Genomic DNA, 12,055 nt, shown 5'->3' with positions numbered 1-12,055 from the left:
TGGATTGAGACGCGGAAGGTCGAGCAGGCGATTCGGTTGCAGGGGCAGTATTACGACCCTGAGTCTAACCTGCATTACAACCGGTATCGGTATTTTGATTCGGGTACTGGGCAGTTCATTAGTCAGGATCCAATTGGGCTGGAAGGCGGATTGAATCCTTATGCGTTTGCGCCTAACTCATTGGCTTGGAGTGATCCTCTTGGGTTGAAATGTGGAGGCATTTTTTCCAAGCTTAAGGATGCTTTAGGGAAAGCTTGGGATAAGATAAGGGGAGTGTTTAGCAAGAGTTGGAGCATTCCGAAGTCGGTGACTGGTAAGTTTCCGGAAGGATGGGTTAAGTCTGCCAACAAGAAGAAGGATGGCTTTAGATGGCACGATCCGTCAAATAAGGGTAATGGGGTTCGGATTGATAAAGGGAGCCCTGGTCATCCGTTACCGGCACAACAAGTAGATCATGTTATCGTAAGAAGCAATGGTAGAGTTATCGGCCGAGATGGAAATCCTATAGCCGGATCGATTAAAAATGATCCGGTTAATGCGCACATACCTTTGAGTGATTACAAAAAGTGGAAAACATGGAATGCTCAATAATGAAGTTTCCAGAGATGCGCGCTGAGCTTATATTGAATCTTCAGACTCTATCCAATCCAGCCTATCAGACAGCAGCATGGATAGAGCATCGTTATCCGGCGGGGGTGGAATATGATGAGTTTGATTATGTGGTTCATTTTTTTTATGATGATACTGAGCTGGCGGAAAATCCAGATTCGTTGATTGGTGAAATTTTAAGGAATAAAGAGGAGTCTGAGTCGATTAAGCAATTGACTAAGGAGTTGGACGCGATGTTTACTCGTTACGGAGTGAATTTGAAAGACAGTGAATATCTGAGTAAGCCGGAATGGGCGGACATTGTGTGTAAATCAAGAGATGCCTGTCGAGTATTTGGTACCGTCTAGCCTCGAACAATCGTTCAACACTACCGGAAAGCGGCCCTTTGTCTTACTCAGCGGTACTTACAAGCCGTCCGAATTCAACGTTTATCTTGACACGCTGGCCTAGGCTGAATCCCGCATGCTCAATCCACCGTCCGGCGAATTTCATCCAGGGAAAGAGCGGCGGTTTGGTGCGCAGGTGATACGGTTTCTACCAGTTGCTCTAGAATCGCCGCGACTGCTGCATGTTTACGAAGCGTTCCGTGACAGCGGGACGTGCTTTAAGATTGGTGTCAGCCATGATCAACTCCCTAACGAGTTGGTTTAGGTCAGCGGGCCGTGAGCGTTGGTAGCACTCACGGCCCGCGCTTCGTCTACCGCTGTGATCTCTTCTCTTCGTGGCTCGCTTCGCGCGTTCTGCGCGCGGGATGCTTCTCGCTCTCGCTCACGCGCGCCATTGCGCCCGCAATCTTATTCTTAAGGATCAAGGCATCGAGCACGCTGCGCACGAGCTGCTGTTCCTGCTTGGGCAGCCACGGTGATTTGCCGGCGCAAAATCGGATAAACCAACTGGTTCGGCGTGTTGACGCTCGGCTAGACTCGCGTCTACGGAAAATTTTTGCTCTTTAAGGGGTTAAGCGTTGGAAGCCATGGCTGACGTGGGTTTGTGGCTCGCGCGGGGGTGACCTGCGTCCTGGGCAATAGTTCAGGGGCAGTACTTCGATGAAGAGTCGGGGCTGCATTACAACCGGTATCGGTATTTTGATCCGAACAGCGGTATCTTCATTTCACAAGATCCCATCGGGTTAAACGGTGGGGCGAATCCATATACTTATGCGCCTAATGTCTTCGGGTGGATTGATCCACTTGGATTAAAGAGACGAAGGAAGAACGGCAAGAAAAATAAGAAATGCACGCAGGAAATTTCAAGCGGAGAACAGCCGAACACCTCGGCTCTAGCAAAGGCTGAAGAAGCGAGAGATGAGCTTTTACGCAAGTATGGAAGGCGTTCTGCGACTTATACTGGTGGACATAAAGACGGTAAGATTACGAGCGGGCGATCTATAAATCCAACGGGATGTGCGGAGGATGATGTGGCTCGCCAATTAGGAGATGATGCTAACTTTACAAAGGCAAAGGGAAATCGGCGCAACAAAGAAACAGGAGAGCTAGAAGTAGTTGAAATCCCTGTTTGCGTCCGATGTCAAGATAAGTATGGTAGAGGTCAATTTCCAGAAGATGTTGCATATGACAGCGGTGGAGCTTGGGATGTCGAAAAGGCCTTATGAGGTAGAGATATCTAGAATAGATTGGAGTTGTTTCGATGACGTAACTGGAAGCGCCGAAAGTGTAGCATTGGCCTTGCATGAGTTTTTGAAAGACAATATTTCCAATGAAGAATTGGATGCAGCATATTGGAAAATTGAAAATCGTGTTGTCGTTCAGGGACAGTTATTCAGCTCCGCAATCCCTGTTACATCGGTGCTTGTTGCCAGCCTGCTTGAGAAGCGTAGTTTTTCAGCGAAAGTGATGGTGTTCGAGATTCTGTATCAAATATTATCGGGATCAGATTTATCAGATGATAATAAGGGTGAAAGTCCGATTCTCGAAAAATGCCATAGTATGGCAAGGGAAGGATTGTGGCTTTTATACCATGAGCTAAGTGGTGCTCATGCTGAGGCCGCATTGGAAATATTGGATTTGCTAGAACTAGATAGAAATAGGCTTAATGCGTTCAGGTGATAAGAACTGATTGCATGCGGAAGTAAATCCATCTGATTGTTGAGGATGACGACATCGAGCACACCGCGCGAACTGCTGCTCCCTGATCGGTCTTACTCGCGAACGTTAGACTGACCTGCGATTACGACGCTGCGGGTCAGTCTCAGACGCAGCAGCGCGAGATGCGTGGCTTGAATGGCGACGTGTGTTATCAACAGACGCTGAGCCATGAGTAGGATGAGCTGGGACTGGCTCGTACATTGAGCATCGACGCGCATGAGCCGATCCGCTTCACGCATGATCTGGCGAGCCGCTTGAGCGGGATCGCGTTCGCACCGGGATTCGATCACACGTTCAGCTATGACGGCGCGGGACGGCTTGCGCGACAGACCGCGCAATGTGCGGGGCATCGCGAGACGCATATCGGGTATGACTATGACGTCAGCGGCAATCTGGTCACGCGTAGCGATAGCCGGCTGAGGGTGGATCGGTATCGCTACGATCCGCTGGGAAGAATTGTCGCGCATACGGATCCGAAGCGGCGGCCGCGTCGATACCCCCATCACCCGCTACAACTGTCTCTGCGCAGTTCTGAAGGGGCAGTCCCTCTTCCAGGAAATCCACGATGACCCCTTCCAGTTCCGCTGCGATTCACCCTCAAGCCGTCTCCAACCACCCCCCAAACTGCGCAATCTTCCCGAGCGGCAAACGCGCGCGCGGCGCGTGCTCACGTTCCGCGAGCGCCGCGGGCAACGACTGCGAATCCCCATGATGCGCCACCGAGATCATGCTCAACACCTTGAATCGCGCCGGCAACTCGAACGCCGCACGAAATGCCTCGGCATCAAGCCCGCTCATCGCGTGCGCAGCAAGTCCTTGCGCGCTGGCTTGCAGCAGCAGCGCCATCGCGGCGGCGCCGGCATCGTAGCTCGCGCTCGGATTCTCCGCACCCTTCAAGGTCAACGTATCCGCCAGCACAGCAATCAACACTTGCGCGTGCGTATTCCACGACTGATTGAACGAGATCAGCGTACCGAATGCCCGCTCGAACGCAGCCGGGTCCGCGGCCTTTTCGAACACGACGAAGCGCCACGGCTGCGCATTGAACGCCGAAGGCGCCCAGCGTGCCGCTTCGAGCAAACTCATCACCTCGGCATGCCCGACGGGACGATCCGCATAAGCACGCGGACTCCAGCGTTCAGCGATCAGTGGATGAATGGCCGTATCAACCGGTGCGGGACGATGTGTCATGGTGTGACGTTTTCGGTAAATGGCAAAAAGCCGGGACATGAACGTCCCGGCCGCAAGAACAGACCCAAAGTCACTCGGGATGACGGAAGGCGAAGCCCTCGGGCGTCTCGTCGACATAGCCCGCGAAAGGCGCCATGAAGTGTCCCGGCAGCAGCAGCGCGCGCTGCTCGCAGGTCTTCTCCAGAATCCGGCGGCGCGTTTCGGCGGATTGCTTCTGGTCGATGCACCCGAAACAGCTCCAGTGCGAATACTTCACCTGGACCGGGTGATGCAGGATGTCGCCGGTCATCACCGCATGCGCATCATTCGACTTCAGCCAGATCGCGACGTGCCCCGGCGTGTGCCCCGGCGCCGGTTCGATGAACAGGCAGTCGGCAATTTCCGCATAGTCGTCGATCATCAGCGCCTGGCCCGCCTCGATCACCGGCAGCACGCTGTCCTTGTAACCGAGGATGTGATGGCCCGTCGATTCCTTCGCGTAGCGCGCCGCCCAGTAATCGTTCTCGGTCTTCCCGAACACATACTTCGCGTTGGGAAAGGTCGGCACCCAGCGGTCGCCAATCAAGCGCGTATTCCAGCCGATGTGATCCGCGTGCAAATGCGTGCAGAGCACATAGTCGATCTGCTCGGGCGTCGCGCCCGCCTTCGCGAGGCGGTCGAGATACGGCGTCTGCAGGTTGCACCAGTCGGGGCGGCCGGGCCGCTCCTTGTCGTTGCCGACGCAGCCATCGATCAGGATCTTGTGTCGTCCCGTATCCAGCAGCCACGAGTGCATGCTGAGGAGCATGCGGCCCGTGGCGGGATCGTAATGACCCGGCGCCATCCACGAGAGATTGTCTTCGACGTCCTGCGGCGTCGCCAGCGGGAAGAACTTGAGAAAGTCGAAGGACCTGTCGACGGTCTCCTCGACCAGCGTTGCCGTTACATTGCCGATCCTGAAACGAATCACGATGCCTGTTCTCCCGACAGTCCGTTAGCGAGGGGCTGACGCGCCGCGCCCGCGTCCCGATGAAGGTTCTCTTCCAGCGAGGACAGTTCCACGCCGGCCGCTTCGCGCAGCGGCATGATGCCGAGCACCGAGACCACCGCCGCGAACACGATGTACGCCGCCAGCAGCCAGTAACCGCCCGCCCACATCACGAACAGCGCGGCGAGAATCGGCGTCGGGCCGCTCCAGATCACCGTCGCGAGTTGATACGCCACCGAGACGCCGCTGTAGCGGATCGCGGCCGGATACTGCTCGCTGATGAGCGCCGGCTGTGCCGACAGCGTGCTGCCGAGGCCGAAGACCATCGCGACGGAAATCGCCGTGACGATCACCGGATAGCTGCCGGTATCGAGCAACTTGAAGAACGGGAAGATGAACGCGCCGAGGAAGATCATGCCGCCCATGTACACCTTCTTGCGGCCGATGCGGTCCGACAGCGCGCCGAAGAACGGCTGCGACAGCAGCGTGAAGAACGAACCGATCATCAGCGCGCGGATCGCGAGCGGCTTCTCGATATGCAGGTTCTGCGTCATATACACCAGCGCATACACGGAGATCACGAAGAAGCTGGTGTTCTCGGCGGCCTGTGCAGCGACGATCTGCAGCGTGCGCTTCTTCTGCGTGGCGAGCACGGTGGCAATCGGCATCTTCTCGGCGGTGTGCGAGCGTTGCAGCTTCTGGAAGCTCGGCGACTCCGACACGCGACGGCGAATGATGATGCCCACCACCACCAGAATGCCCGACAGCAGGAACGGCACGCGCCAGCCCCATGAAGCGAACTGCTCGGGCGTGGTGAACGCCGTCGTCAGCGCCATCACGCCGGTCGAGAGGATCAGTGCAGCGGAGATGCCCATCTGCGGCCACGCGCCGTAGAAGCCGCGCTTCTTTGCGGGCGAGTGCTCGATCACCATCAGCGTGGCGCCGCCCCATTCGCCGCCTACCGCGAAGCCCTGCAGGAAACGCAGCGCCGTCAGCAGGATGGGCGCGCCCAGGCCGATGCTCTGATACGTCGGCAAGAGGCCGATCAGGAAGGTCACGCCGCCCATCATCACGAGACTCAGGACGAGCATTGCCTTGCGTCCGATCTTGTCGCCGTAGTGGCCGAACACGATGCCGCCGACCGGACGCGCAATAAAGCCGATCGCGAAGCTCGCCAGCGCCGCAATGGTGCCGGCCACCGGATCGATGGCGGGGAAGAACAGCTTGTTGAAGATCAGCGCGGCCGCCGATCCGAAGATGAAGAAGTCGTACCACTCAAGCGTTGCGCCGATGGCGCTGGCGAATGAAACTCGCCGGATGTCCGAATCGTTGACCATGGTGTCTCCTCTGCGTGTTGCGTGTGTTGTTGATTTTGTTTGAGTGGCGTTATCAGACGCCGGGAATTTCAATCGTCAGCAACGGTGCGTGTTGTTGCGCGCCGAAGGTGTCGCGCTCGCCCACGCTGCCCTGCGCCCACGAGCGCTTCAGCGTCAGCTTGAATGCACGCGCCGGATCGAAGAACATCAAGGTCACGATGTCCTCCTTCGTCACGTTGTATAGCTTGCAGATCAGCGCTTCCGTCAGCACCCCGCTGGCCTTCACGCGTTCATACAAGTCCACTTCATCGAAGATCACGTCGAACGTAATCTCGAACGGACCCGAGTTCTTGCTGCGCACCACCTTCGCCAACTCGCGCAGCGTCTTGTTTTGTGTCTGCGTCGTGCTCATGCGCCCACCTCCACGATCTCAATCGGGAACAGCGACTCTGCCGAGTCGATCTTCATCACGTGATACACCGTGAACTTGCACACCGGCCCAATCGGGTTCTCCGGCGGGTTCAACGGAATCGCGAAGTTGCCCGCTGTGGCCACTTGCCCCGGATACGGCGTGTGCAGCACATCAATGCGCACGCTGCTGCAAATCGCATTCGCCAGTTCCTGATTCGCCGCCGTCACCTCACCCAGCAAGCCGATCTCGTGCGGCACCGCATTCACCTGCGGCTCGAAGCTGCCCATCACGCCGTTCTTGCCGTACACGTGGAAGTTCAGCGTCGCCTCGCCCGAGCACAACTCCGGATACGTCTCGTGCGCCTGCTGCCTGATGCCTTCGAGGAATGCGTCGATCTGTTCCACCAGAATCGGATCGCGAATCCCGCCGATGAAGATCGTGCGCATCCCCACCACGCCCGCACCTTCGAGCTTCACCGTGTAGTCGTCGGCCGGAATGAAGCGGCTGCCACGCACCCGCACCGCCCGCTCCGTCAGCTGTTCGTAGGTCGCTTCGCGCAGGTCCAGCACGCCGCCCGGGCCCGTCAGCAAGTCCGGACGCGTCTTCTCATATAACGTATGCGCCGCCACCGAAGCCGGCGTGCAGCGCTCGCGCGGATTCATCGGTTCGAGGTCAAAGCTGTCGCGACGGATCGTCGCCAGAATCACCTTGCCTTTCGGCTCTGCGCAGTTCGCCCCGCATTCGACGATCTTGCCCATGTGCCAGTAAATGCCCGGCTCGATGCCATGCAGCATGCACAGCCCCGCGAACGGCGCCGGATCGTACGCACGGCCCGCCACGATGATGTCCAGATCAGGATGCTCACGCAGTGCCTTCGCAAAAGGCTCCGCGCCCATCTGCGCGACGATGTGCGACGACGCGCCCACGTCCGACACCTGCAACTCCGGCGCCGATGCGCACGGCGTGATGCGCCCTTCGCCCATCGCATCGCGCACATACGACGGGTCCACGTCCGAATAGATCTTCGCGATCTTGAAGCGATAGCCTTCACGCTTCGCGATCTCTTCGATCACATCGACCATGAAATCCACATGCGCGCGAATGCCGGGGCCGCCGGCCGAGCTGATATAGATCGGCACCTTGCGCGTGGCGCAGGCTTCGAGCATCAGCGAGAGATCGCGCAGATACGCTTCGCGTGTCACCAGCGTCTTCGGCAGGCCGAGCAGATAAGGACCGGGGTCGGTAGAACCGCCATCGACGATCATCGCGTCGGGCTGTTGATCGATGCCGCGCCAGAAGTCGGCCACCGGGATGCCGTAGCCCAGGATGCCGTTCGGCGTCAGGATCTTGATTTCGTCCTTCATGAAGTCTCCGTTCTCGACCAGCCGGGCCGCGTCGTTGCAACGCGCTTTTCGGTCCAGTCTCTAATGGCCCAATTATCGAGAACGGTCTCGCGAAACTCTATTCGCATTAGAATATCGATTTATAAGATGGCGTTATAAATCGAGGCACGGAGGACACGGCGGCATGAAGCAGGACGACCAGTCTGTTCCGGACGAAGGCATCGACGGGATCAATCTGCGTTTCGATCTCATCGAGCTGGAAACCTTTCTCGCCGTGGCGGACCTCGGCAGCTTCAGCGCCGCTGCGAAGAAGATGCACGTCTCGCAACCCTCCGTAACGAACCGCGTCCAGCGGCTCGAAGCGATGCTCAAGACGAAGCTCGTCGAACGCACGACGCGCCGCGTGACACCCACGCCCGACGGCGAGGAACTCGCACGCCGCGCACGACTCGCGTTGCAGGGTTTACGCGAGTTGCTGACCGACTTCCATGCGCGCGCGGCGGCGTCGAAGATGCGCACGGTCATCGCCACCACCCCGATGCTCGCCGCGGTCGTGCTGCCGCAACTCATCCAGTCGTTCCGCCAGGCTTATCCGTCGATCCAGATCCAGGTCCGCGACCTGCAATACGAAGCCGTGCTCGCGACGCTCGAAGCCGGACAGGCGGATCTCGCCGTCAGCGCGTTCGATGGCGAGTCCAGCAAGCTGCACTTCGAACCGCTCGCCCGCGAACCGATGCTGGTCGTGCTGCCCAAGGCGCATCCGCTGGCAGGCGCGCAGGACATCACGCTGGAGCAACTCGCCGACTTGCCGTTGATGCTGCTCGACCGTTACGCGCTGCTCCAGACGCGTCTCTCGGCGGAACTCGCCCGACGCGGGCTCACGCTCTCGACCATCCAGCACGCGACCAATGTCGGCACCGTACTGGGACTCGTGGATGCCGGGCTCGGCGCGACCTTCCTGCCGCGCTACATGGCGCAGCGCTACTCGCTCGAATCGCGCGCGACGCTGAACGTGCCGGAGATCGACCTGTCGCGCAATTTCGGCATTCTGGTGCGCGAGAGAGCGGACCTCAACCTGGCCTCGACGCTGTTCCTCGATCATCTGCGCGCCCACTTCGCCACGACGCTGCACGCCGGTCAAACCTGACTATTTCGCGCCGGGCTTGGTTTTCTTCGGCGCGCGAGGCGGCACGGTCATCGACGTCATTGCCTCGGGCACGGGAAGGTCCAGCGAGCGAAAGGTCGTGTCGGTGATGATGCTGCGGAAGGTCTGCTCGGCGAAATCGGGGTCGCCTGACTTGAGTGCCTCGACGAACTCGTGATGATGATGCACGACGCTTTCGCTGCGCACCTCGTAGCTCGTATTGCCCTGCTGATAGAGTCGCACGAGCGAACTGATGGAATGCCAGGTGGTTTGCAGCAGATCGTTGTCGGCGAGCGTGCAGACGAGTTCGTGAAACTCCCAGTCCACCGCGCGCAGTACGGCGGCATCATGACCGGCTTCCGCGCGCTCCAGTTCCGCGAGCGACTGCTCCAGCTGCACGACGACGTCCGGTTCATGACGGCAACGCGCTGCCACGAGCCGCGCGGCGAAGCCTTCGAGCACGGCGCGGATGCCGGTCATGCGCACGAAGTCGTCGTGCGAGACCTCGGCCACGTAGGTGCCCTTGCCCCGCACGGTGAAGACCAGCCCGTTGGCTTCGAGCGACTTGAGCGCCTCGCGCAACGGCCCGCGGCTCACGCTGAGCTGCCGGGCCAGTTGCGTTTCGACGATGCGCTCACCCGCCTTGAGATCGCCTGAACGGATGGCGCTGACCAGCCGCGCCTCGACGAGTTGCGGCAACGAATGCTGCGGCGGCAGGGCCCATTTCTGATCGTCTGCGCTCATGGCGGTGGACTGTTTCGTGAAGACCCGGAGCGCGGCGCGAGGCTCGTCTGTCAACACGCCAGGGCCGCCGAAAAAGGATGCGGGATCATATCAGATGGCCCCTTCTTCCCTGAGCGTCGCGAGCTGCTCGGTGTCGAGTCCGAGCAGGCCGCGATACACGTCGTCGTTGTGCTGGCCCAGGTCCGGTCCGAGCCAGTCGATGCCGCCCGGCGTCGCGGAGAGACGCGGCACCACATTAGGCACCGCGAGTTCGCCGATGCGCGCATCCTGCATGGTCTTGATGTTCTCGCGCGCCGCGTATTGCGGATCTTCGAAAATTTCGTCGATGCCATACACCGGCCCGCACGGCACCTGGAACTGTTCGCAGCGCGCGAGCACTTCGTCGCGCGTGAACTGCGCCGTCCATTCGCCGACAGTGCGATCCACGTCCGCACGATCACGTTCGCGGCCCGAAATGTGCCCCCACTTGCCTTCGCCCGCAAGTTCCGGCGTGCCCATCGCTTCGGCGAGACGCGCGAAGATCTTGTCGCTGGTGCAGGCAATGGCGATCCAGCGGCCATCGCTGGTCGGATAGTGGCTGTGCGGCACCACGTTCACCGTGCCCGGACCCATGCGTTGCCGCACGAAGCCATTCTTCTGGAACGACGGCGCGAGTTCATCGAGGATGCGGAAGATGGGTTCGTACAGGCCGATATCGACGAACTGCCCTTCCCCAGTACGTTCGCGCGCCTGGATGGCCAGCAGCGCGCCGAGCGCGCCGTAGAGGCCCGCCATGTAGTCGGGAATGGTCGCGGAGCCGGGCGTGACCGGCGGCCGGTCGGGATAGCCCGCGAGGAACGACAGCCCGCCGAACGCATTGCCGATCCGCCCGAAGCCCGGCCGGTCACGATACGGCCCGGTCTGTCCGAAGCCCGAGATGCGCACCATGATGAGCCGCGGATTCACTTCATGCAGCACGTCCCAGCCAAGGCCCCACTTCTCCAGCGTGCCCGGCTGGAAGTTCTCGACGAGAATGTCCGCATCGGCGACCAGCTTCTTCAGCACTTCGGCGCCGCCGGGTTTGCGCAAATCGAGCGTGATCGACTTCTTGTTGCGGCATTCGGACAGCCACGGCAGCGTGACGCCCGCCTCCGTCATCGAGCCGAAGCGGCGCAACGCGTCGCCCACGTCGGGCAGCTCCGCCTTGATGACCTCGGCGCCGAATTCGCCCAGCTGCGTCGAGCAGAACGGTCCCGCCAGAAAACTCGATACGTCGATCACGCGAATGCCGTCGAGCGGACGAACGTTGCGGGTGTCAGCCGATGTTGCAGTCATTGCCGTTTCTCCGATGGATGAAATGTTCTCAGCGCGCGTCGATCTGCGCGGCAAAGTCGAGCACGCGTTGCGCGCGATACGCGACCGGGTAATCGATGAAGGCGCCGTCGAGCCGGATCGACGCAACGCCTTCCGCTTCGGCGCGCCGGAATGCATCGACGACGGCGCGCGCGTGGTTGATTTCGGCTTCGGTCGGCGAGAACGCGCGGTTCACCGCGTCGCATTGCGCCGGATGGATGCACAACTTGCCCTGGAAGCCCATGCCGTGCGCGCGAACTGCGGAGCGCGCGAGACCGTCGGCGTCGTCGAGGCGCACCCACACGGTATCGACGGGCGCTTGCAGTCCCGCCGCGCGCGACGCCAGCACCAGCGCACTGCGATACGCGTGCAACTCGGATTCGTCGTCGCTCCAGACGAGATTCATGTCGAGACAGAAGTCGCCCGCGCCGAAGGCGAAGCGCTTGAGCCGCCGCACACGCTGCGCCGCCGACGCGCACAGCGCCTGAATCACTGCAAAGCCCGCACCGGTCTCGATGATCGGCATCAGCTCGATGGCGTCCGCGTCCAGGCCGCGCTCGCGTTCGAGCTGGCTCATGATCCAGTCGGCGGTATGCAGCTGTTCCACCGATTCGAGCTTCGGCAGCACGATGCCATCCACGCCGCGAGCGATCACCGCGTGCAGGTCGCCGAACGCGTAGTCCGTATCCAGCGCGTTGATGCGGATATAGCCGCGCGCGCGATGCGGCGCTTGCAGCGCTTCGACAACCGTTGCACGCGTGGCCACCTTCTCGCTGGCCGCGACGGCGTCTTCGAGATCGAGGATCGCCGCATCGACATCGGCGTTCAGCGCCTTCTCGACGCGGCGCGCGTGATTGCCGGGGACGAACAGAAAGGTGCGGGACAGCGCCAT

The 12,055-nt window shown here is 60.1% G+C and carries 13 protein-coding genes and 1 pseudogene; 5 read left to right on the top strand and 9 right to left on the bottom strand.

Features of this window, described 5'->3' with window-relative positions; genetic code table 11:
• Both QCE88_RS16070 and QCE88_RS16065 read left to right on the top strand, forming a co-directional pair.
• The coding region (locus tag QCE88_RS16070) for an RHS repeat-associated core domain-containing protein (RefSeq protein WP_309903841.1) at positions 1 to 591 on the top strand (591 nt) is incomplete at its 5' end.
• A complete protein-coding gene (locus tag QCE88_RS16065; protein ID WP_309903839.1) occupies positions 591 to 956 on the top strand; it encodes an SCO4402 family protein in 366 nt (121 codons plus the stop codon). The genes QCE88_RS16070 and QCE88_RS16065, both read left to right, overlap by 1 nt.
• A gap of 43 nt (positions 957 to 999) precedes the next feature.
• On the opposite strand, the gene QCE88_RS16060 is transcribed toward QCE88_RS16065, so the two are convergent.
• A complete protein-coding gene (locus tag QCE88_RS16060; protein WP_309903837.1) occupies positions 1,000 to 1,101 on the bottom strand; it encodes a SymE family type I addiction module toxin in 102 nt (33 codons plus the stop codon).
• Positions 1,102 to 1,636: 535 nt separating this feature from the next.
• Here QCE88_RS16060 and QCE88_RS42060 point away from each other — a divergent pair.
• Both QCE88_RS42060 and QCE88_RS16050 read left to right on the top strand, forming a co-directional pair.
• Positions 1,637 to 1,834, top strand: a pseudogene (locus tag QCE88_RS42060) (RHS repeat-associated core domain-containing protein); the annotation flags it as partial.
• A 277-nt stretch (positions 1,835 to 2,111) separates the two neighbouring features.
• Entirely contained in the window at positions 2,112 to 2,675 is a 564-nt protein-coding gene (locus QCE88_RS16050) for a hypothetical protein (protein ID WP_309903835.1), read from the top strand.
• 636 nt (positions 2,676 to 3,311) lie between these two features.
• On the opposite strand, the gene QCE88_RS16040 is transcribed toward QCE88_RS16050, so the two are convergent.
• The 5 genes from QCE88_RS16040 to QCE88_RS16020 all read right to left on the bottom strand — a co-directional run bounded on the left by QCE88_RS16040 (position 3,312) and on the right by QCE88_RS16020 (position 7,964).
• A complete protein-coding gene (locus QCE88_RS16040; RefSeq protein WP_309903831.1) occupies positions 3,312 to 3,905 on the bottom strand; it encodes a nitroreductase family protein in 594 nt (197 codons plus the stop codon).
• 70 nt (positions 3,906 to 3,975) lie between these two features.
• On the bottom strand, positions 3,976 to 4,854 hold the full coding sequence (locus QCE88_RS16035; protein WP_309903829.1) for an MBL fold metallo-hydrolase: 879 nt from the start codon (positions 4,852 to 4,854) through the stop codon (positions 3,976 to 3,978).
• Positions 4,851 to 6,209 (bottom strand): MFS transporter, encoded by a 1,359-nt coding sequence (locus QCE88_RS16030; protein WP_309903827.1) that lies wholly within the window; start codon positions 6,207 to 6,209, stop codon positions 4,851 to 4,853. The genes QCE88_RS16035 and QCE88_RS16030 overlap by 4 nt, the downstream gene beginning before the upstream one ends.
• 52 nt (positions 6,210 to 6,261) lie before the next feature.
• Complete coding sequence (locus QCE88_RS16025) at positions 6,262 to 6,600, bottom strand: DUF4387 domain-containing protein (RefSeq protein ID WP_309903825.1); 339 nt, start codon at positions 6,598 to 6,600, stop codon at positions 6,262 to 6,264.
• Entirely contained in the window at positions 6,597 to 7,964 is a 1,368-nt protein-coding gene (locus tag QCE88_RS16020; RefSeq protein WP_309903823.1) for an acyclic terpene utilization AtuA family protein, read from the bottom strand. Before QCE88_RS16020 ends, QCE88_RS16025 begins: the two co-directional genes overlap by 4 nt.
• A 163-nt stretch (positions 7,965 to 8,127) precedes the next feature.
• Here QCE88_RS16020 and QCE88_RS16015 point away from each other — a divergent pair, with 163 nt between their 5' ends.
• Entirely contained in the window at positions 8,128 to 9,090 is a 963-nt protein-coding gene (locus QCE88_RS16015; protein ID WP_309903821.1) for a LysR family transcriptional regulator, read from the top strand.
• On the opposite strand, the gene QCE88_RS16010 is transcribed toward QCE88_RS16015, so the two are convergent.
• From QCE88_RS16010 to QCE88_RS16000, 3 genes are all read right to left on the bottom strand, one after another.
• Positions 9,091 to 9,831 (bottom strand): GntR family transcriptional regulator, encoded by a 741-nt coding sequence (locus tag QCE88_RS16010; RefSeq protein WP_309903820.1) that lies wholly within the window; start codon positions 9,829 to 9,831, stop codon positions 9,091 to 9,093.
• Positions 9,832 to 9,921: 90 nt separating this feature from the next.
• Positions 9,922 to 11,145: a CoA transferase gene (locus QCE88_RS16005; protein WP_309903818.1), complete on the bottom strand. Its 1,224-nt coding sequence runs from the start codon at positions 11,143 to 11,145 to the stop codon at positions 9,922 to 9,924.
• A gap of 28 nt (positions 11,146 to 11,173) precedes the next feature.
• A complete protein-coding gene (locus QCE88_RS16000) occupies positions 11,174 to 12,055 on the bottom strand; it encodes a CoA ester lyase (protein ID WP_309903816.1) in 882 nt (293 codons plus the stop codon).

The organism is Caballeronia sp. LZ035 (assembly GCF_031451175.1).
Classification (GTDB): Bacteria; Pseudomonadota; Gammaproteobacteria; order Burkholderiales; family Burkholderiaceae; genus Caballeronia.
The sequence above is the reverse complement of the archived record's forward strand: the minus strand, read 5'-3'. Positions and strand labels throughout refer to the sequence as shown.

Coding starts and splice junctions, on each gene's coding strand:
- QCE88_RS16065 (WP_309903839.1), top strand. CDS start 591: ATGAAGTTTCCAGAGATGCGCGCTGAGCTTATATTGAATCTTCAGACT.
- QCE88_RS16060 (WP_309903837.1), bottom strand. CDS start 1,101: ATGAAATTCGCCGGACGGTGGATTGAGCATGCGGGATTCAGCCTAGGC.
- QCE88_RS16040 (WP_309903831.1), bottom strand. CDS start 3,905: ATGACACATCGTCCCGCACCGGTTGATACGGCCATTCATCCACTGATC.
- QCE88_RS16030 (WP_309903827.1), bottom strand. CDS start 6,209: ATGGTCAACGATTCGGACATCCGGCGAGTTTCATTCGCCAGCGCCATC.
- QCE88_RS16025 (WP_309903825.1), bottom strand. CDS start 6,600: ATGAGCACGACGCAGACACAAAACAAGACGCTGCGCGAGTTGGCGAAG.
- QCE88_RS16020 (WP_309903823.1), bottom strand. CDS start 7,964: ATGAAGGACGAAATCAAGATCCTGACGCCGAACGGCATCCTGGGCTAC.
- QCE88_RS16015 (WP_309903821.1), top strand. CDS start 8,128: ATGAAGCAGGACGACCAGTCTGTTCCGGACGAAGGCATCGACGGGATC.
- QCE88_RS16010 (WP_309903820.1), bottom strand. CDS start 9,831: ATGAGCGCAGACGATCAGAAATGGGCCCTGCCGCCGCAGCATTCGTTG.
- QCE88_RS16005 (WP_309903818.1), bottom strand. CDS start 11,145: ATGACTGCAACATCGGCTGACACCCGCAACGTTCGTCCGCTCGACGGC.
- QCE88_RS16000 (WP_309903816.1), bottom strand. CDS start 12,055: ATGGCGCTGTCCCGCACCTTTCTGTTCGTCCCCGGCAATCACGCGCGC.